This window comes from Marinobacter sp. DY40_1A1, from assembly GCF_016597815.1.
Taxonomy (GTDB): domain Bacteria; phylum Pseudomonadota; class Gammaproteobacteria; order Pseudomonadales; family Oleiphilaceae; genus Marinobacter; species Marinobacter xiaoshiensis.
The window spans coordinates 361,957-382,630 of record NZ_VCHA01000001.1 but is presented as its reverse complement, the minus strand read 5'-3'; the positions used below and the strand labels follow the sequence as shown (position 1 = coordinate 382,630).

General features: G+C 53.8%; 15 protein-coding genes. 7 read left to right on the top strand and 8 right to left on the bottom strand.

Annotation, left to right across the window (positions count from 1 at the left end):
* Window positions 1-7: 7 nt before the first annotated feature.
* Both serB and parC read right to left on the bottom strand, forming a co-directional pair.
* Complete coding sequence (gene serB, locus FFI61_RS01790) at window positions 8-1,240, bottom strand: phosphoserine phosphatase SerB (protein ID WP_200202582.1); 1,233 nt, start codon at window positions 1,238-1,240, stop codon at window positions 8-10.
* Window positions 1,237-3,558, bottom strand: a complete 2,322-nt coding sequence (gene parC, locus FFI61_RS01785) for a DNA topoisomerase IV subunit A (protein ID WP_200369061.1) — start codon at window positions 3,556-3,558, stop codon at window positions 1,237-1,239. The genes serB and parC overlap by 4 nt, the downstream gene beginning before the upstream one ends.
* Before the next feature lie 281 nt (window positions 3,559-3,839).
* Here parC and FFI61_RS01780 point away from each other — a divergent pair, with 281 nt between their 5' ends.
* Together FFI61_RS01780 and FFI61_RS01775 are read left to right on the top strand one after the other, a co-directional pair.
* Window positions 3,840-4,103, top strand: a complete 264-nt coding sequence (locus FFI61_RS01780) for a hypothetical protein (RefSeq protein WP_200202584.1) — start codon at window positions 3,840-3,842, stop codon at window positions 4,101-4,103.
* Between the two features lie 107 nt (window positions 4,104-4,210).
* A complete protein-coding gene (locus tag FFI61_RS01775) occupies window positions 4,211-5,848 on the top strand; it encodes a methyl-accepting chemotaxis protein (protein WP_200202780.1) in 1,638 nt (545 codons plus the stop codon).
* Between the two features lie 36 nt (window positions 5,849-5,884).
* Here FFI61_RS01775 and FFI61_RS01770 read toward each other — a convergent pair whose 3' ends face one another.
* Together FFI61_RS01770 and FFI61_RS01765 are read right to left on the bottom strand one after the other, a co-directional pair.
* Window positions 5,885-6,466: a YceI family protein gene (locus FFI61_RS01770; RefSeq protein WP_200202585.1), complete on the bottom strand. Its 582-nt coding sequence runs from the start codon at window positions 6,464-6,466 to the stop codon at window positions 5,885-5,887.
* 30 nt (window positions 6,467-6,496) lie between these two features.
* A complete protein-coding gene (locus tag FFI61_RS01765; protein ID WP_200202586.1) occupies window positions 6,497-7,057 on the bottom strand; it encodes a cytochrome b in 561 nt (186 codons plus the stop codon).
* A 545-nt stretch (window positions 7,058-7,602) separates the two neighbouring features.
* Between FFI61_RS01765 and FFI61_RS01760 the strand changes: the two genes are divergently transcribed.
* Window positions 7,603-8,883, top strand: coding sequence for an EAL domain-containing protein (locus FFI61_RS01760; protein ID WP_227714549.1), 1,281 nt, complete (start codon window positions 7,603-7,605; stop codon window positions 8,881-8,883).
* A gap of 6 nt (window positions 8,884-8,889) precedes the next feature.
* Here the strand turns inward: FFI61_RS01760 and FFI61_RS01755 are convergent, their stop codons facing one another.
* Together FFI61_RS01755 and parE are read right to left on the bottom strand one after the other, a co-directional pair.
* On the bottom strand, window positions 8,890-10,665 hold the full coding sequence (locus tag FFI61_RS01755) for an SLC13 family permease (RefSeq protein ID WP_200202587.1): 1,776 nt from the start codon (window positions 10,663-10,665) through the stop codon (window positions 8,890-8,892).
* A gap of 102 nt (window positions 10,666-10,767) precedes the next feature.
* A complete protein-coding gene (gene parE / locus FFI61_RS01750; protein ID WP_200202588.1) occupies window positions 10,768-12,663 on the bottom strand; it encodes a DNA topoisomerase IV subunit B in 1,896 nt (631 codons plus the stop codon).
* Between the two features lie 221 nt (window positions 12,664-12,884).
* Here parE and FFI61_RS01745 point away from each other — a divergent pair, with 221 nt between their 5' ends.
* Genes FFI61_RS01745 through torD form a run of 4 tightly spaced genes read left to right on the top strand, consistent with a single transcriptional unit; the run spans window position 12,885 to window position 17,474 of the window.
* Window positions 12,885-13,076, top strand: a complete 192-nt coding sequence (locus tag FFI61_RS01745; protein ID WP_200202589.1) for a periplasmic nitrate reductase, NapE protein — start codon at window positions 12,885-12,887, stop codon at window positions 13,074-13,076.
* A gap of 58 nt (window positions 13,077-13,134) precedes the next feature.
* Window positions 13,135-14,322 carry a pentaheme c-type cytochrome TorC gene (gene torC / locus FFI61_RS01740; RefSeq protein WP_200202590.1) on the top strand — a complete coding sequence of 396 codons (1,188 nt, stop codon included), beginning with the start codon at window positions 13,135-13,137 and terminating at the stop codon, window positions 14,320-14,322.
* A gap of 15 nt (window positions 14,323-14,337) precedes the next feature.
* Window positions 14,338-16,806: a trimethylamine-N-oxide reductase TorA gene (torA, locus tag FFI61_RS01735; protein WP_200369060.1), complete on the top strand. Its 2,469-nt coding sequence runs from the start codon at window positions 14,338-14,340 to the stop codon at window positions 16,804-16,806.
* The gene (gene torD, locus FFI61_RS01730; RefSeq protein WP_200369059.1) at window positions 16,803-17,474 is read left to right on the top strand and encodes a molecular chaperone TorD; all 672 of its coding nucleotides are present in this window, start codon (window positions 16,803-16,805) and stop codon (window positions 17,472-17,474) included. Before torA ends, torD begins: the two co-directional genes overlap by 4 nt.
* Here the strand turns inward: torD and FFI61_RS01725 are convergent.
* Together FFI61_RS01725 and FFI61_RS01720 are read right to left on the bottom strand one after the other, a co-directional pair.
* Complete coding sequence (locus FFI61_RS01725; protein WP_200369058.1) at window positions 17,463-17,981, bottom strand: protease complex subunit PrcB family protein; 519 nt, start codon at window positions 17,979-17,981, stop codon at window positions 17,463-17,465. The genes torD and FFI61_RS01725 overlap by 12 nt on opposite strands.
* Window positions 17,978-20,641: a S8 family serine peptidase gene (locus tag FFI61_RS01720; RefSeq protein WP_200369057.1), complete on the bottom strand. Its 2,664-nt coding sequence runs from the start codon at window positions 20,639-20,641 to the stop codon at window positions 17,978-17,980. The genes FFI61_RS01725 and FFI61_RS01720 overlap by 4 nt, the downstream gene beginning before the upstream one ends.
* Window positions 20,642-20,674 lie beyond the last annotated feature (33 nt).

Sequence of the window (20,674 nt, the reverse complement as noted above, 5' to 3'; positions counted from 1 at the left end):
TGCCGGCTCACAGGCCGGCGTTCTTCAACCCCTGGTTGGTTTCACTTTCACGGAAGCCTATCAGATAGAGAATAGCGTCCAGACCAAGCGTTGAAATAGCATGCCGGGCAGACTCCTTAACCAGGGGTTTAGCCCGAAAGGCAACGCCCAAGCCAGCCTGGCTCAACATGGGCAGGTCGTTGGCGCCATCTCCCACTGCAATCACCTGCTCCCGGGAAATGTGTTCTTTACCCGCAATTTCCAGTAAAAGCTCTGCCTTGCGCTTGCCATCGACAATCTGGCCGGAAACCTCACCGGTTACCTTGCCATCCCGGATCTCCAGCTCATTGGCGTAGATATAATCAATGCCCAGCTTGTTCTGCAGGTGCCTGGCGAAATAGGTAAAGCCACCGGAGAGAATTGCAGTACGGTAGCCCAAGGCTTTCAGGCTCCGGATCAGATGCTCCGCACCTTCCGTCATCTTCAACCTGCTGGCAACCCGCTCCAACACAGATTCATCCAGGCCCTTCAGTAACGCAAGACGTTCAGCAAAGCTCTGGCTAAAATCCAGCTCACCCTGCATGGCACGCTCGGTGATCTCTGCAACCTGCTCACCAACACCCGCCTCCACTGCCAACTCGTCGATCACTTCAGCTTCAATAAGCGTGGAGTCCATATCAAACACCACCAGGCGGCGATTGCGGCGGAAGATAGAATCTTCCTGGAATGCGATATCCACATTCATCTCGCCTGCTATATGCAGAAAATCTGCTCTGAGCTGCTCAAGATCTGACGGCGTGCCTCGAACCGAGAACTCTACGCAGGCGATCCCGTCGCTGGAGGTGTTAAGTGACGGCCTGGCCGACAGCCTGGAAATATTATCAATGTTCAATCCATGCCGGGCAGTAATGGCAGACACTCTGGCGATCTGCTCAGCCTTGATGTCCCGTGAAAGCAAAGTAACGATATAACAGGCTCGATTACGGCCCTCCGCCCAGTTCTGATATTCCTCAATAGTGATCGGAGCAAACCTCACCTGAAGGTCCAGCGCGTGAAAGCGGAATAACAAATCACGGATTACAGGGGAGGATTTGGACTCGTCGGGAATCTCTATGAGAATGCCCCAGGTCAGGTGATCGTGAATCACCGCCTGCCCTATGTCGAGAATCCGAACGTCGTAGCGGCCCATGATGCCGGTAATCTCCGACGTAAGGCCGGGCTTGTCGCGCCCGGATACGTTTATCAGAACGAGTTCACTCACGGTTGGAAATCTCCATTTTCAGAACTCTCCAACTTGGAGCTTTCTTCTTCCTTTGCCCGGGCGGCCGAAGGGATAACCTCAATCGCATCAACACGCTGCAAGCCACGGGGCAACTTGTGCCCGCGCCGGCCGCGCTCCCCAATATAGTGCTCAAGATCGGCAAACTGCAGCCCCATCTTGCGCTTGCCCGCCCGAATTTCCAGCTGATCATCCTCGGCGAACACAGCTACAGCTACGACATACTCCTCGCGGTTCTGCACCCGTGCGGAGGGGATGCTGATAATCTTGTTGCCCTTACCTTTACTCAGTTCCGGTAGCTCACTGAGAGGGAACACAAGCATTCTGCCCTCATTGGAGATTGCCCCCAGATAGAGCTTTTTGTCGGTCGCCGGTATGACCACCGGCGGCATAATTTTCGCGCCCTTTGGCACACTGACTACTGCCTTGCCGTTCCGGTTTTTACTGATCATATCGTTCAATGACGTCACAAAGCCGTAACCACCGTCGGTCACCAGCAACGCCTTGCGAGCCGGGTCACCCATCAAGAGACCTGAGAAACTGGCCCCCGACGGTGGATTGATCCTCCCCGTAAGCGGTTCGCCCTGCCCTCGCGCCGACGGCAGGCTATGGGCCATCAATGAATAAGCCCGGCCTGTAGAGTCGATGAAAATAGTCTGCTGGTTATTGCGCCCTCGGGCAGCCAGAGCAAAACCGTCTCCGGATTTGTAGCTCAGCCCATCAGGATCTATATCATGGCCTTTGGCCGCCCGCACCCAGCCTTTATCAGACAGCACAACGGTAACCGGATCATTGGAAACCAGATCATTCTCACTGAACGCCTTGGCCTCTTCACGCTGAACAATGGGTGAACGACGATCGTCGCCATATTCTTCAGCATCCGCCAGCAGCTCGCTTTTGATCAGATCACTCAAGCGGGTTTCGGAGCCCAGAATGGACTGGAGCTCATCTCGCTCCGCGGCCAACTCGTCCTGCTCGCCGCGGATTTTCATTTCCTCAAGTTTCGCCAGGTGCCGCAACTTCAGCTCAAGGATAGATTCGGCCTGCTCCGAAGAAAGCCCGAACCGCTCCATAAACACTAATTTGGGCTTATCTTCCGTGCGGATAATGTGAATGACTTCATCAATATTCAGGTAGGCAATCAACAGGCCTTCAAGAATGTGCAAACGCGCCAGAACCTTATCGAGGCGGTGCTGCAATCGACGGGTCACCGTGGTACGCCGAAACGCCAGCCACTCCGTAAGCATCTGGTGCAGACCCTTCACACCAGGGCGGCCATCATTACCGATCACATTGATATTCACGCGATAGGTTTTTTCAAGATCTGTGCTGGCAAACAGGTGCGCCATGAGCCCGTCGAGATCCACACGGTTCGATCGCGGCACAATTACCAGCCGGGTCGGGTTTTCATGGTCCGATTCATCACGGAGATCCGCCACCATGGGCAACTTTTTGGTTTGCATCTGGTGGGCAATCTGCTCGAGAACACGATTTCCCGAAACCTGGTGTGGCAGATCCGTTACCACAATCTCTCCAGTCTCCCGCACCCAACGGGCACGCATGCGCAAGGAGCCACGGCCGGTCTCGTACATCTGAAGCAGATCTTTGCGAGGTGTGATGATCTCCGCATTAGTCGGGAAATCCGGCCCTTTAACATGCTCGCACAGTTGGTCAACTGTCGCGTCGGGCTCATCCAGTAGCCGGATACAGGCCGCGGTGACTTCCCTTACGTTATGGGGCGGTATGTCTGTCGCCATGCCCACTGCGATGCCGGTAGTGCCGTTAAGCAGCACGTGGGGCAGCCTTGCAGGCAACACTGAGGGCTCGTCCATGGTGCCGTCAAAGTTTGGCACCCAGTCTACGGTTCCGTGGCCTAGCTCTGTCAGCAACAGATCAGAGAAGCGCGCCAACCGGGATTCTGTATAGCGCATGGCAGCAAAGGATTTGGGATCATCTGGCGCACCCCAGTTACCTTGGCCGTCCACAAGCGGATAGCGATAGGAGAAGGGTTGAGCCATGAGCACCATGGCTTCATAACAGGCGCTATCTCCGTGGGGGTGGAACTTACCAAGAACATCACCCACGGTTCGGGCCGACTTCTTGTATTTTGAGGTAGATTTGAGGCCCAGCTCTGACATGGCGTAAATGATGCGCCGCTGAACCGGCTTCAGCCCATCCCCGACATTGGGAAGCGCGCGGTCAAGAATGACGTACATGGAGTAGTCGAGATAGGCTTTTTCGGTGTAATCCCTGAGTGATACCCGCTCAAAGCCTTCATCCGTGGTCTGAAACTCTGGCATGGATGCCTCTTTTGTTGCCTGTATTGCCTGATTTGAAATACGTTCGTGATGCTACCCTGTGCACCCGGAATAATCACGGGGCCGGTGCAGTGGGACATTATATGGAGCGCAGAGCTGATACACCAACAACCTGCAGATATATTGGCCAGAACAGCTCTTGCGCGTCTTATCTGGCCCCTTCCAATAGCGGAATTCCCGCATGGAGAGTCTGTAAGGTGCACCGTATGCTCCTAACCACTGATGAATAGAAGACCGTTTTCCCTTCAAACAAGCGGAACACTATGAAACCCAATCTAAAGGCCTGCGGGCAAGCGCTGACTACGGCGATAGTAAATGCGGCATTAGCCGTTGTACTGATGCTCCTTGTTGAGTTTGCAATCAGTGGCAGCTTTCAGGTTCCTGCACCCTACCTTTGGGCTGGCCTGCTTATAGGACTTGTTATTTTTGCTGCTCAGTTCTGGCGTCAACGCCACCTTTGCCGTTCTTGCAGCACCGACCAGGAAGCACCAGCAAACCCACACCAAAGCCTGCATTCCGACGCCTGACCCCCTGAAAGCTCGATCTATCCCAATCTGCATCTCAATTAAACCCTGACACCCGGCTCAGCGCTGCTATGATTTGAATAAATCATCAGCAGACACAAGAGCTCACTATGACCACCGGCAATCGCTTCGGGCTACGCTCAAAAATCGCCCTCCCTTTCGCCACCACCGCTATTGCCCTTATTTTTATAGGGTTATTTAGCGTTAGTACCACTCGCAACCTCGTCTCGGGTACGGAACGAATAGCCGATACCTACCTGACATCCGTTAGCCGCATCCTGAATGGAGATCGCGACCTCTATCAGGCTCTGGTGGCTCAAATGTCGTATGTGGACGCCAGAATCAACAACGAAGATGGTTCCCGATTTCTTACGGCGTTTAACGAAAATGCTGGCCAGGCCAGAGAGCGTTTTGAGAAAACCGTGGAGCAACTTGAAGGCACGGGCGTATCCGCCATTGAGCAGGGCTTTGACACTGCATTCAAGAAGTGGGAGCAATCGGCACGCAGCGTCATCAAACTGGCCGCAGAAGACCAGCCGGAAAAAGCCAGAAGCCTTGCAGCAACGGAAACCACCAGGCACTTCGAAGCCCTCCGCAACTATTTTGACCAAGTCGGCGCTCATGCAGATGATCAAGCTCAGGCAAGCGCACTGGCTGTATCGAATGAGGGCCAGAATAGCTCCGTGGCAATTCTCACAATTACCGTTATCGCAATTGCAGGCAGCATCGCGCTGTTCATTGTCGTCCTGAGGATGATCATCCGCTCTATATCAACGCTCAGGGAGCATCTGGACAACATCGCGCAAGGCGAAGGCGATCTGACCCACCGCATTCCTGTCGAAACGGACGACGATCTCGGCGCCTTGGCGAGGAGCTTCAATCAGGTTCTGGAAAACCTCCAGTCCATGGTGGCATCGATACAACAACTGACCATAGAACTGAGTCAGGGCGCAGACAGTCTGCGTCAGGCCTCAAACGACAACAATGAAGGTGTAAGCCAGCAAACCGGTGCCATTTCGATGGTTGCGACGGCCATAAACGAAATGCAAAGTGCTATAGAAGAGGTGGCCGGCAATGCATCTTTGGCTGCCGATGTCACAAGAGAGGCAGAGAACAAAGGCAATACCAGCGCAGACATTATCCGAAAGTCTTCAGATCAGGTTCGTCGCCTGTCAGCGCAAATCACCAAAGCGGTAGATGTTATTCGCAAACTCTCCGATGACTCCGACAATATTGCCTCGGTACTCGACGTAATCCGGGGCATTGCGGAACAGACAAACTTGCTGGCTTTGAACGCAGCCATTGAGGCTGCCCGAGCGGGCGATCAGGGGCGTGGATTTGCAGTGGTTGCAGATGAAGTTCGCACCCTGGCAAAGCGCACGCAACAATCCACAGAGGACATTCAGGCTATGATTGAGGCACTGCAAACCGGCGTTGCCGATATCGTGTCAGTGATGGAAACCGGAAGCCGGGAAGCAACAGAAACCGTAAAACTGGCATCGGAAGCCGAGCATCAGTTAAATGCTATCCTCGAAGCAATGACCAGAATCACCGACATGAACACCAGCGTTGCCTCAGCAACCGAAGAGCAAACTCAGGTGGTTGACGAGATTAACCGCAGCATCACAGAAATTAACGACTTGGCATCCGAAAGCGCGACGCGATCAAAAGACATTGACAACATCAGCCAGTCACTTGACGGTTACGCACGAGAACTGGAGAAACAAACAGGCAGGTTCCGGGTTTAACCCCGAAACCTGCCCTGGCAGGGGCAAGCCCGCAATTTACTGGCGAACGCCTTCAATCGAGATAGTAATTTCTACAGTCTCGGAGGCTTCGCCAAGGCTTGCAGGGATACCAAAATCTTCAAGCCGCAGCTCGGTTTCTGCCTCAAATCCCATGCGGTAGCCACCCCAGGGGTCCTTGCCGTGACCCAGCATTTCCACATCCAGGGTTACTTCGCGGGTTACACCGTGAAGTGTAAAATCACCCACAACATCCGCCTCACCGTCTTCATCAACGATCACTCGCTTACTTTTGAAGGTCGCTTGCGGAAACTTGCTCACGTTCAGGAAATCCTTGCCCCGCAAATGCTTGTCGCGTTCGGCATGGTTGGAGTCCAGACTGGCTGTATCAATGGTTACGTTTACGGTGCTGTTTTCAGGATTTTCTGCATCGTAAACAAACTGGCCATCAAAATCGTTGAAGCGCCCATAGAGCCAGCTGTAGCCTAAATGGGAGATTTTGAACGTGATGAACTGATGGGCACCTTCTACGTCAAACGCATAGGTTCCGCTGGCTTCATTAGCCTGAACACTTCCCACCAGCGCCATGGAAACAGCAGATGCGAGCAATAATTTCCTCATAATATTCTCCTCTTAAGTAAACAGAAATGTTCAATCATCCCCACGCGCCGGAACCAACATCCGACGCAAGGTTTCGTCCCGGTCTATGAAATGGTGCTTCAACGCACCAGCGGCGTGCAAAGCAGCCAGGCCAACCAATGCCCAGGTACTCCAGTAGTGCACCAACCCGGCGGTATCCTCCAGCCCTTTAATTTGGCCGGTGACGGATGGCACTTCAAACCAGCCAAATACGCTGATGGATGAACCATCAGCGGTTGAAATCAGATAGCCGCTCACCATGGCGACAAATATCAGGACATACAATAGACCGTGAGCGGCACGAGCACTCAGAACCTCCCAACGCTTGTGCGCAGGAATTGATTCCGGTGATGGGGTGAATAACCGCCAAAGCAACCGAAATATCACCAGAGCAAACAGTAAAATACCCACACTTCTGTGAATGTCCGGACCGCGTCGATACCACTCGTCATAGTAGGACAAGTCAACCATCCAGAAACCAAGAGCAAACAAACCCAGCACTGCCACAGCAACAAGCCAGTGAGCAACTATGGCTAGCCAACCATAACCGGCGGGTGTATTTCTTATTTGCATAGCAACCAGGGCCTCCTTATCCACACTGAACGTTTGAGAGCTAAAGTATAGGAAGCAGCACCCTCAAATGAAATCGGAATGTTTTGCGCCCCATCATCAGAAATTTTGATCAAGCCAAATCCACTTTAAAAAAGTCTTGACTTTGGTCGCGTTCGGATTGTACGCATTGTCGAATTCCTTGTATCAACTACACTTACTCCACATTTGAAACACCCCTTCGGGGGCTACATTGATCATGGAGAACACGACATGGAACTTGAATTCGACGAATCTGTTGTAATCCCGAGCAACAACTGATTATTTGGCGGTTCTTGTCTTAAAGAGCCGCCAAAACCACCGCTAAACAGTGCAGACTCCACAAAGCTTACAACCTGTTTCAAATTTATTCATGAAACAGTGGTAATGCCATTCTTTTTTTGGCAACCTCCCTCCAACTATCAGTTTACTCTGGCTTTTCCAGTTCATAGCCAACACTGGTCAGTGATCGTTCAAGTGCGATTTTACAGTAGCACCTGATGTATTCGTTCAATGATTCAAAATACACTATGCAGCCTGAAGCAATCCCGGAAACGCTGGCGGATCCCGAGGTTGATCTGATATCACCGATGCTCCGCAGAGATGGCGATTCCTGGACAGCGGGCTTTCGCGGACTTACCTTGAGAACGGCCCTCCAGCCGATCTACAGCATTTCTCACAAGCGAACCATTGGCTACGAAGCGCTGATACGGGCGCAGGACCCGGACCTCTCGAACGTTCTGCCCATACACCTCTTTGAACTTCCATCGTCTGATGCAGAAAACCTTCTGCTTGACCGGCTTTGCCGATACCTGCATATGCAGAATTACAGCGGCATCGAAGACCAGCTTAACTGGCTGTTCCTGAACGTTTCTCCCCGGGCTGTAACCAGCGGCAGCCAAGCAGATTCTTTTTTTGGCAACCTGCTGGCAAAAACGAAGCTCCCACCCCACCGGATCGTCATCGAGATTGTTGAACAGCCAACAGACGACGCAGATCGTCTACGCGACACCGTTGCCTACTATCGTGAGCTTGGCTGTCTTACAGCCATTGACGACTTTGGCGCTGGACACTCGAATTTTGAACGAATCTGGAACTTGTCACCCGACATAGTAAAGCTGGATCGTAAATTACTGACGCGAGCCACTGAAGATCATAAGGCACGACAGATTCTGAACGGCATTGTTTCGCTGCTGCATCAATCCGGGTGCCTGGTATTATTGGAAGGTGTTGAGACCAGCGATCAGGCGATGATTGCTATCGATGCTGGCGTGGACTTTGTTCAGGGATTCTACTTCTGCCGGCCTAGTACAGATCTGGCCAGCCTTTCTAATGCACCGACGGATTTCGATCAACTGCTGCAGGACTACAAAGCAAGACATCAAATCACCCAGGACCCGACCCGTTATTTGGCAGACTTCTTCTGGAACGATTTTCAAAACGCCACCAAATTGCTGCAGGCTGACACCTGTATGGCACAAGCGTGCAGGGATTTGCTGAATCACGGCCCGGTATCACGCTGTTACCTGGCAGATAGTCAAGGGGTTCAGATAGAAGATACACTGATATCGGATACAGGAAGCCGGGGGCTGGATCCGCGCTTCAAGCCGCTGGAAAGCACCAGCAAGGCAGACTGGTACAGGCAACAGTATCTTCGCCAGGCGCTGGCTCAGCCTGGCAAACTCCACGTTACCGCTCCCTATCTTTGTGTAACCGGCGCTTATATGTGCGTCACCCTGTCATTGTGCTTCACTCATCACGACAAGCAGAGGGTGCTTTGCTGCGATATTCTGGCCAACGCCCCGCAGTAACGACCATTAACCCGGGCTGACTCCGTACACCATCGCAATCACCGCCACAGACACCAGCCCAATAAACACATTCATCGGCAAACCAACACGCACAAAGTCCCCGAACCGATACCCCCCGGGGCCGAACACCATCATATTGGTTTGATACCCCAAAGGCGTGGCGAAGCTGGCCGAAGCTGCCATCATTACCGCAATCACAAAAGGCTCAGCCGCAACTCCCATCGTATTGGTCATTGATAGCACCACCGGAATGACCAATACAGCTGCTGCGTTATTAGTGATCACCTCTGTAAGCACCGATACCGAACAATAAACCAGAAACAGAGCCAGTAAAACATGCCCTTTGCTCAGGCCGAGAATCGCTCCAGCGAGGAATGTGGCTGCTCCGGTCTCCTGCAATGCAGCACCCAGTGCAAAGGAAGCCGCAATAGTAAGCACCACCGGAACGTCCACGGACTTCTGTGCCTGCCCTACAGAGCAACAGCCAGTCATAATCATCAGCGCTGCGCCCAGTAACGCGGCATTCAGCATGCTGAGAACACCGCAAGCTGCCAGCCCCACCAGCACAACCAGGATCCCCCAGGACAGCCAGGCACGATTGTGTCTGGGCGCCTCGGTTTCCAGGTCGTTAATAAGCAGAAAATCCTTGTTGTAACGCTGGCGACTTACAAACGCGGGCCGGGCCTCCAGTAACAACACGTCGCCGGGCTTGAGCTGAATATTACCCAGATTCCCTGATACTCGGGCACCACCCCGGGCAACAGCCAAAACTACCGCCCCGTAGCGCTCCCGGAACCGCGCATCACGAATGGTCAATCCCAGCACTTCTGATTGCGGAGACAGGGCCGCCTCCATCAGACAGCGTTCAGCGCGATGCTGACTCAAGCTGGGCTCATCTGCGTGCTCTGAAGGCACAATACCGTTAATCCGAAGCAGATCGGAGATTGCCTGGGTATCCCCCGCAAATACAAGGCGATCGCCACCACACAGGCGCTCTTCGGATGGCACCGCAGTCACTACGCTGCCATCACGCTCTATCTCAACCAAATAGAGCCGGTCCAGCTCCCTCAGGCCCGCCTCACCTACCGTTTTACCAACCAGTGGCCCATCAATGGCAACCGCCACCTCGAGAGTGAACTCCCTCATGGAGCCAAATTTGTGCCGATCTTCACGATTTGGAAGAGCGCGAGGCATGAACAGAAGGATTGCGGCAATACCCAGAATTGCCACAGGCAAACCAACCGCGGTGATCGAAAAAATGGACAGCCCGGGGCCACCCGTGAGTTGTTCGTACTGGCCGTTAACGACCAGGTTGGTGCTGGTGCCAATCATGGTGAGCGTGCCACCAAGGATGGCGGAATAGCTAAGGGGGATCATCAGTTTGGAGGGCGCGATGCCGATCTTTCTGGACCAGGCATGAACCGCCGGAATCATGGTTGCCACAACGGGGGTGTTGTTGAGGAAGCCGCTCAGCAGTGCAACCGGCAGAGTGATGCGCGCTTGCGCTGAGCGAACAGTTTTGGGGTTTCGGAGCAGGTGCCGGACCAGTAAATCGACCCCACCAGAATGATGAATACCTGCTGCCACCACAAATAGAGCTACAACAGTGATCAGGCCTGTATTACTAAACCCCGAAAGGGCCTGACCAGCCGAAATAATGCCACTGGCACTGAGCGCAATAAGCACAACCATCAGAACCAGGTGGGGCGCATAGCGTCCTGAGCTCATAAGTATAAGCGCGGCGCCGGCCATGCCGAGCGCAAACCATCCCTGCCAGTCCATTACGGTATTTCCCGATCATAAAACCGGCAGGATAACGAGCCTCAAGACAAATTAAAAAGAATAACGATGTCTTTTTATAGGTCCAAATAGAATATCGATCGACTAACCCCCGACATCCGCCATGTTGCCGTAGGCCTCCAGCCAGGCTCTCCGATCTGACGCCCGCTTCTTGCCCAGAAGCATGTCCATTCGGCTGTCTGTGTCGTCACCCTCTTCAATGGTCAGCATAACCAGACGACGAGTATCGGGTGCCATGGTGGTTTCGCGGAGTTGCAACGGGTTCATTTCACCCAGCCCTTTAAAGCGGGTTACCGAAATCTTGCCTTTGCGCTTCTCGGCTTCAATACGATCCAGTATTCCTTGTTTCTCATGCTCGTCGAGGGCATAAAAAGTTTCCTTACCAAGATCCACACGGTAAAGCGGTGGCATGGCGACAAACACATGGCCTGCAGCAACAACGGGCCTGAAATGCTTGAGGAACAGAGCGCACAACAAGGTTGCGATGTGCAGGCCATCAGAGTCAGCATCCGCAAGAATGCAGATTTTGTTATAACGCAGGCCCCCAAGCTGATCCGAGTTGGGGTCTACGCCTATGGCGACAGCAATGTCGTGGATCTCCTGGGAAGCCAGAATTTCGCTGGAATCTACTTCCCAAGTATTCAGGATTTTACCGCGCAATGGCATCACCGCCTGAAACTCACGATCGCGGGCCTGTTTTGCAGAGCCTCCAGCAGAATCCCCTTCAACCAGAAACAGTTCAGAGCGAGCGGTATCACCACCAGAGCAGTCCGCCAGCTTTCCCGGTAAAGCCGGGCCGGATGTTACTCTTTTACGGGCCACCTTCTTGCTGGCCTTTAGCCTGCGCTGGGCATTGCTAATAAACAACTCCGCCAGCACTTCAGCCACATCAGTATGTTGGTTCAGCCATAAGCTGAAGGCATCCTTGACTACACCGGAAATGAAACCTGCAGCCTCCCGCGACGACAAACGCTCTTTGGTCTGCCCCGAAAACTGCGGTTCTTGCATCTTGAAGGAAAGCACGTAAGCCGCTTTTTCCCAGATATCCTCGGGAGAGAGCTTGACGCCCCTTGGCAGCAAACTGCGGAACTCGCAAAATTCCCGCATGGCTTCGAGCAGCCCGGTACGCAGGCCGTTTACATGGGTGCCTCCCTGAATGGTTGGAATCAGGTTTACATAACTTTCCATGACCGCTTCGCCGCCTTCCGGAAGCCACTGAATAGCCCAGTCAACCGCTTCATTCTTACTGGAAAAACTCCCGATAAAGGGTTCCAGAGGAACCACCTCTACATCTACCAAGGCAGAGCGTAGATAATCACGAAGCCCCTCCTCGTAGAACCACTCATCTTTTTCGCCAGTTTTTTCCTGCGTAAAGGTTACTGTCAGGCTAGGGCAAAGCACCGCTTTGGCACGCAGGTTATGGCGCAGGCGGCTCACAGAAAAATTCGGGCTGTCGAAATACTTTGTATCCGGCGTGAATTTTATGCGTGTGCCTGTATTTCGCTTACCAACTGTGTCGATAACTTCCAGCTCAGTGGCCTTCTCGCCATTGGCAAAGGTCATGTGGTGGAGTTGGCCATCGCGTTTTACGCTGATTTCAAGATGTTTTGACAGTGCGTTAACTACCGACACCCCAACACCGTGCAAGCCACCTGAAAAGTTGTAGTTACCCTGGGAGAACTTACCGCCTGCATGTAACCGTGTCAGGATCAACTCAACCCCGGACAGCCCTTCTTCCTTGTGAAGGTCAACCGGCATACCCCGGCCATCGTCTTCAACACTCAAGGATCCGTCGGTATAAAGCACCACATCGATGCGGCGAGCGTGGCCAGCCAGAGCTTCATCCACACTGTTATCGATGACTTCCTGGGCCAGGTGATTCGGGCGACTGGTGTCTGTATACATACCAGGGCGCTTACGCACTGGATCCAGGCCACTCAGTACTTCAATGGCATCGGCGTTGTATTGTTGCTCACTCATAGGCTGGACGTGACTCCGCAGGAAGAAAAATTCGTTCCCATAGCTTATGGATTCGCGGCCAAAGATCAACGGCTGATTGCGGTTCCTGCACCAAGGCCATACTTTGGTGAAACAGTCACGACTCAACAATCACGGCGAATAAATGACAAATATCAACTACACTCCCCTGTTATAAGCGCAGAATTGAAAGAGCATATAAATAATATAGAGGGAGTATGGTCATGGGCGATCAGCCTGTTACTTCGGCAACGACCGATGAAGATGGTGCACCAATAACCAAAGCCCGGGAGTGGCGGGCTCTATTAATGGTGACTTTTGTAATCCTGCCAGCAACCTCCGTTGCCGTTGTGGGTGGCTATGGTTTTGCTGTTTGGATTGGACAAATGTTCTTCGGTCCCCCTGGCCACCCATGAATCAAACCGCCAACCACTTCGGTTACAAACTACAAAAATCTGACTCGGGCAGAACCTCATGTTAAAGCGCATAAAATCCTTTTGGCGAATTCTCAACCGCCCGCCAGTCCACATCAGCTTGGGGCTGGTCATCATTACTGGTTTCGTTGCCGGTATTATCTTTTGGGGCGGCTTCAACACAGCTCTGGAGGTAACCAACACCGAAGCCTTTTGCATCAGTTGTCATGAAATGAAAGACAACGTTTATGAAGAGCTGAAGGACACTGTGCACTATGAAAACCGAACGGGGGTTCGCGCTACCTGCCCTGATTGCCATGTTCCGCACAACTGGACAGATAAGATTGCGCGGAAAATGCAAGCCAGTAAAGAGGTGTGGGGCGCCATCTTTGGCACCATCAACACCCCCGAAAAGTTCGAAGCCAAACGCCTGGAGCTTGCCCAGCATGAGTGGGCCAGGTTTTCGGCCAACAATTCGCTGGAATGCCGCAACTGTCACGATTACGACAGCATGGACTGGGACAAGATGGGCGACGAAGCCCGCCGTTTCATGAAGCCCGCTGCTGAACGCAACCAAAGCTGCCTCGATTGCCACAAAGGTATTGCGCACAATTTGCCCAAAGAGATGAACACCGGAGTTGACCCGGCACTTGCACGCTTGATGGAGCAGGCAGCTGGCGCGCGCCTGTCAACCGGAGAAACCTATTACACGGTCACATCAGTTGATCTTTACACAGACCCCGAACTACAGAACCTGGCTGGCTACCTAGATCCTGCCTCGTCTGTAAACCTGATTAGCACCAAAGGTGATGCTCTGGAAGTTCAGGTGTCTGGATGGCGCAAACAGAAAGGTTTCGGCCGCATCATGTACGAAGGCTTCGGTCTTAACGTAGCCAGTGCGGTTCTCGAAAAAGATGTTGCCACTGACGACGCCCGTTTCGATGTGGGCGAAAACAAAGTGGACGATTTAACAGGCCTCTCCTGGGAGCAGGCAGACATTACCTTGTGGGCGAAAAAGGGCGGTCTTCTTCCGGATCGTGATGCGCTCTGGGGCTATGCTGACCAGACATATTCCGATGGCTGCAGCGTTTGCCATGGCGAGCCCGCACCTGCACATTTTGACGCCAACACCTGGCCAGCAATGTTCTCTGGCATGGTCGGTTTCACCAATATGAACGCAGAGACCCAAGCGCTGGTACTGAAGTACCTGCAGCTGCACTCTTCCGATTTTGCTGAGAACGCACACTGACTTTTGAGGCATACCATGGCGATTACACGCAGACAATTTATGCAAGGACTGGCCTCCGTATCAGCAGGGGCCATGCTCGGCCCGGGCCTGTTAATGCGGGCAGCCGAAGCTGCCGTATCTGCTGAGGGGTCCTGGAAAACCACCGGCTCACACTGGGGCGCCATCAAGGCACTGGTGAAAGGCGGCAAGGTTGCTGAAATCAAGCCGTTTGAGCAGGACAAGTACCCGACTGAGATGATCAAAGGCGTGATGGGTGTTATCTACAACCCTTCCCGCATTCGATACCCCATGGCCCGGATCGACTGGCTGAAGAATCGCGAGAACAGCGACCGCACTCAGCGTGGCGACAACCGCTTTGTGCGACTGACCTGGGACGAAGCCCTGGATCTGTTTTATGAAGAGCTGGAGCGGGTGCAAACCACCCACGGCCCGGCTGCCCTGCACCACTCCACCGGATGGCGTCAGACCGGACAGGTGCACAGCTGCGGTAACCACATGGCTCGAGCCCTCGGCATGCATGGTAACTCAGTCGCAACAATTGGTGACTACTCCACCGGCGCTGCCCAGGGCATTCTGCCCTATGTTTTAGGCTCTACTGAAGTTTACAGCCAGGGCACATCCTGGCCGCTGATTCTGGATAACAGTAAAACCATCATTCTGTGGGCCAATGACCCGGTCAAAAACCTGCAGGTTGGCTGGAACTGCGAAACCCACGAATCCTACGAGTATCTGGAACAACTGAAAGGCAAAGTTGCCGACGGTAGTATCCGTGTAATCAGCGTCGACCCGGTTCGCTCCAAAACCCAAAACTATCTGGGCTGCGAGCAGCTATACGTCAATCCGATGACCGACGTACCCTTCATGCTGGGCATCGCCCACACTTTGTATACTGAAAACCTCTACGACAAGAAGTTCATCGAAACCTACGCGCTGGGCTTCAAAGACTTCATTGACTATGTGATGGGCGAAACCGACGACAAGGTTGAGAAAACCCCGGCCTGGGCGTCAGCCATTTGCGGGATAGATGAAGACAAAATTCGTGAGTTTGCCCGCCTGCTGGCTTCGGATCGCACACAGCTTCTCTTTGGCTGGGCGGTTCAGCGTCAACAGCATGGCGAGCAGCCTTACTGGATGGGTGCTGTTATCGCCACCATGCTCGGCCAGATTGGCTTGCCAGGCGGCGGCATCAGCTACGCCCACCACTACAGCTCAATCGGGGTATCTGCCTCGGGTGCCAGTGCGCCAGGAGCCTTCCCGCGCAACATTGATGCGGGTAAAGAGCCCAAACACCCAAGCATGGATTACAAAGGTGCAAGCAGCACCATTCCGATTGCGCGTTGGGTTGACAGCATTCTGTCTCCGGGAGAGAAAATCGAATACAACGGCAGCGAAGTCACCTACCCCGAAATTCGTATGGTGGTCTTCAGTGGTTGTAACCCATGGCATCGCCATCAGGATCGAAACCGCATGAAGAAGGCTTATCGCAAGCTGGAGACTGCGGTTACCATCGATTTTGCGTGGAACGCCACCTGCCGCTTCTCGGATTTGGTGTTGCCCGCATGTACACAGTTTGAACGCAACGATATCGACATTTACGGCTCCTACAGCAACCGCGGCCTGCTGGCCATGCATAAGCTGGTGGACCCTTTGTTCCATTCGCGCACGGATTTCGACATATTCACAGAACTCTGCCGCCGCTTTGGTCGCCATGAAGAATACCGTCGCAGCATGGACGAAGGTCAGTGGCTGCGCCATCTATACAATGCCTGCCGGGATGAAAACCAGAAAGCCGGCTTCAAGATGCCGGAATTCGAAGAGTTCTGGGAAGCTGGCTATGTCGACTTTGGGGCTGGCAAGCCTTGGGTGCGGCACGCCGATTTCCGGGAAGACCCGGAACTGAACGCGCTGGGTACTCCTTCCGGTTTTATTGAAATCAGTAGCCGAAAAATCGGCCGCTACGGCTATGACGACTGCAAGGCCTATCCCAGCTGGATGGAGAAAGCCGAGAGATCACACGGTGGCCCGGGCTCTGACAAGTTCCCCTTGTGGCTGCAATCAGTGCATCCGGACAACCGCCTGCACTCACAAATGTGCGAATCGGAAGAGTTCCGTGCCACTTATACTGTTCAGGGGCGTGAACCCGTATTTATGGGCCCGGAAGATGCAAAAGCCCGAGGCATAGCAGACGGCGATCTGGTGCGCGTGTTCAACGACCGTGGCCAATTGCTGGCTGGCGCAGTAGTCTCCGACAACTTCCCGCCCGGCGTAATCCGTATTCAGGAAGGCGCGTGGTACGGCCCGGAAGATGCCAGTATCGGTTCACTGGACACATACGGCGACCCCAACACCCTGACCATGGACATAGGCACCTCACGGTTGTCCCAAGCCACTAGTGCCAATACTTGCCTGGTTGATATGGAGAAGTTCAAGGGAGCTGCACCGGCAGTCACCTCGTTTGGCGGCCCTATTGAGGTCGAAGTATGAATGCAGACTGGCGCCATCCTGCGCTCTGCAACTGGTTTGCCGGCCTGTTTGCGGTCGAGCTGACCCAGGAGCAGTTACTGGCGTACCAACGGGGGGAAGGCGATGCCGTCCTCTCCTCGCTGGCAGAGCTGCCGGGGCTTGCCAGTACCGTTCAACGGCTACGCAACGCATTTACCGGCCTTACTCTGCTATCACACTCGCGATTGGAACTGGCGGCAGATTTCGCCGCCATGTTCCTGATGGATGGGCAAAACAGCGCCCCTCCTTATGCGTCTTTTTACAGCTCTGAGGGCAATCGGTTTTTTGCTGAGCCACAGGAACGCATGCAGGAACGGCTGGCCGCAAGCCAGCAAGAAGTTTCGGCAGACTTCCGGGAGCCATCCGACCACCTATCAGTGATGCTTGAATATCTGGGTGAAGGATTCGACGCCTTTCTGAACAAAGCAGAAAAGCCCGAATCCGGGCCTACTCTGGATCAGATAAAAGCCTTTATTGAAGAAGAGCTGCTGAACTGGCTGCCTGCATTTGCGGCGCGCTGCGAGAAGGTTAGTACCGTTAGCGATCTATACCCTGCTTTAGCGGTTCTACTTCTTGAGTTCTTGAAGGGTTTACCGGCGCTGGACGAAACGCCGATAAATATTGCAGAAAAAGCCGTCTCAGGGCGCTAAAACCAAATCCTTGTCCCGAATGCCTGACACCCGGATTTCCGGCCAGTCATGCGCTGGAACCGCCACCACCACACAGGCCGACGTAATAACCTGAGTGGTCATGGTTCCCGGCGCCGGAGAGCGAGCGGCAACAGCAAGCCGTAGCGGGCTTCCGGTGCCCTCAGCATTCGCCGAAACCAGGCTGACACTGTAGCCGCCCGTTGGCTTTTCGCCCAAGGTAATAAACAGCAGATGTTCCTTTTCAAGGTCCACCTGTCGCAGCTGCTGGACGGCTATATTCTGAGCCGGCAGATCGAGTAACTGCTGTAATCGTTCGGGGGTCTGAACATAGGCCAGTCCGGGGCCACTCAGGCCGCAATGGGCGGACTGGATAACCTGCCGAGCCAAAAGCTCATCGGGCCCCGTTTCAATAACGTCTGAAGATGCACATCCCGCAGCCAACAAATACCCTGTCAGCAAAGTAACCAACGGCGCTCCTGTCAGCACCTTTCTGAATACTGCTATCAACGTTCAACTCCGATTTTTTTGGGTGCAGCCACGCCATGCGAATGTGGCATTTTCAGTTTGTAACCGGTAAATCCGGGACGAGGCAGTACATCAGGTGTTGCTGTGGAAATAGTTGGGCGAAAATAGCCTGTCGCCATACGGATATCCTTCAGATCGGTATTCTCATCGACAGTAATCACCTCTCGCATGCCGGTGACCGGGTACTCTGCACATGCCTCTCCCGACTGGCAAATAATACCGTCATTATCCAGATCTGAGCCTGCGACCAGATAGTAATCGCCTGGGGGCACATCCGCAAAGCTTGCGCCCTGCGTTCCGTCATTCAGACGAAAACCAAACTGATAGGTTCCATTTACGGCAGTCATGGAAACCTGAGCAGCGGCTTCAAGCTGACCTTGTTCATTGGGCTCAGTGTATACCAGCAATACAAAGTGCCTTCCCGCATTGCGTGCATTTTCATCCGTTACCAGCTCAGCCACCACAGGAATGTGAAGAACTCTGGTGCTATCGGTTGTGTAGTTCACCTCCAGACTGGTGCGTACCGGAACATCCTCTTCGAGTGCCTGCTCATTAAGCGTCACTGTAATTGAAAATGGCCGCACCGCCGAAAGGGTCACATCAAGCCATGCCGGGCTCGCTATGGTCGGATTAATCACCAGATTATTGGTTTGGTCACCCAGCACCTGCAACTCAACAGTCTGAGATAGCCTTGTTTCCGACGACAGGCTGATTGCCGCAGGCGATGCGGACAGTATGGTAACAGAGGGATTATCGATGGCGGCCAATACCGCCTTGGCCGAATCGATAGTGCCGTACCCGAGGGCACCTGACCTGCCGCCGGGAACAGGCGTGGTGAGCTGACCTCCTGCAAGCCAGGAAACCAATGTTCCAGTATTGAGATCTGGCTTGAGGCTCTTCATGAGGGCAAAAACACCCGCAACATGCGGAGCCGCCATAGAAGTACCCTGCAGCCCTGTATAATCCGGCTCAAACCCGTCGGGGCCAAGACTAGCACTGGAGCTGATAACCAGATCAGCCAAGCCATCTAGGTTTGCATCCCTGCGCACATCGCCTCCGGGAGCTGCAAGATCAATCCAGGGGCCAAAATTGGAGTAACCGGCGAGGCTGCCACCAGCATCCACTGCGCTTACAGAAAACACACCTTCCGCAGCAGCTGGATAGGCTGGGGAAGAGCTTGCCTGGTTGCCAGCCGCAGCCACCACAATCACGCCATTAGCGACAACTTCATCAATAGCGTTCTGCAACGCGGGTATTTCGGGCAAACCGCCAAGACTTAAATTAATGATGTCTGCCTTCACCGGTGTGCCAGAACCAACCCAGCGGATCGCATCAATCAGGTCCGTGGATGATCCTATACCACCTTCCCCCAAAACCCTGACTGGAAGCAGTTCGGCGCCAAAGGCTACGCCCGTTCCACCGAGCTGGTTCGTGGCATTGGCAACGACCGTGCCTGCGACGTGAGTCCCATGAAACACGTTGTTACCCGCAGCATTGCCTGGATCCCTCGGGTCACCATCCCGGCCGGGCGGGACATCATTGTCGAATTCTGCTGATACGAAGTCTGCTCCGGCAGGTATCAGGGTAACAACATTGGCTGCTATATCCGGGTGCCAGCCCAGCCCGTCTCTGAACAGCCCAGTATCAAGCACCGCCACTTTAACGCCGGCGCCTCCACCGGGAACAAGCTGCCATGCAGCAGGCAAATTGATCAGGTCATAATGCCACTGTTTGGGATATAGCGGCTCATTCATGGGGCTTTGAGCCGACACTATATAGTCAGGTGTCGCACTCACAACTCCGGGCTGTTGTCTCAGCGTATCAATCCAGTCAAGAGTATTCTGTTCGTTTGCTGATTGCCTGGACATACGACTGGCGGGCATAGTCACCAGCCAGTGCTGATGATCCAGTGCCCGGATTACATTGCCCGCAATCTGGTTAGATGCAGACATGGGTGTGCCTGCATAATCAGCCATGGCAACAACAGCTCTTCCTGGAACAAAGGCGTGCCTGGGCCAGTCAAGGTTCAATGCCAAAGACTGCGCACCGGCTGTTTTCGAAAGTACATAACGGACTGGCGGAGGGTCAAAATCATCTGCAGAAACCACCACAAGATAGTCGCCCGCCTCCTCCGTGGCTGGCAGACTGACGCTGGCAGAAAACATCTTGTTAATCGGGTCCGTTGTCTGCGATTCCAGCTCTGTCCCATCCAGACGGCGTAGCGCCAGTGTTACCAGAGGCCCGCCAGCCATCTCACTGAAGGTGCGCAGTGACAAACGCTCTCCCGGCTCAAATGGCACCCGAAACTGATCCTCCGGGTCCTTCGGGAAATCATCAAAAGGACTATTGGTGCCGCGGGACTCGTCCCTAAAGCTTACATACCCAGCGAGAATAAAGGAGGCAGGCAGCAGCTGGGGCTCCGTCAACGGGAGTTCGCCAAGAACGAGGCCATCTGCAGTGTCAGCGTCAACCCGTGTGTTGGCCTCAACACCTATGGTGCCAGCTAAAACAATCCTCGCCGGCGGAAGCAATACATCGCTGCCTCCATCTCCGCTTTCACCAGAGGGAGATGATCCTCCACAGGCGCCAAGGATTAGCGAGAGCGCCAAAGCGGTAGCAATCCTATTAGCTCTATAAACCATAACGCCCGCTCCAAATCGCAATTCAATGAGACA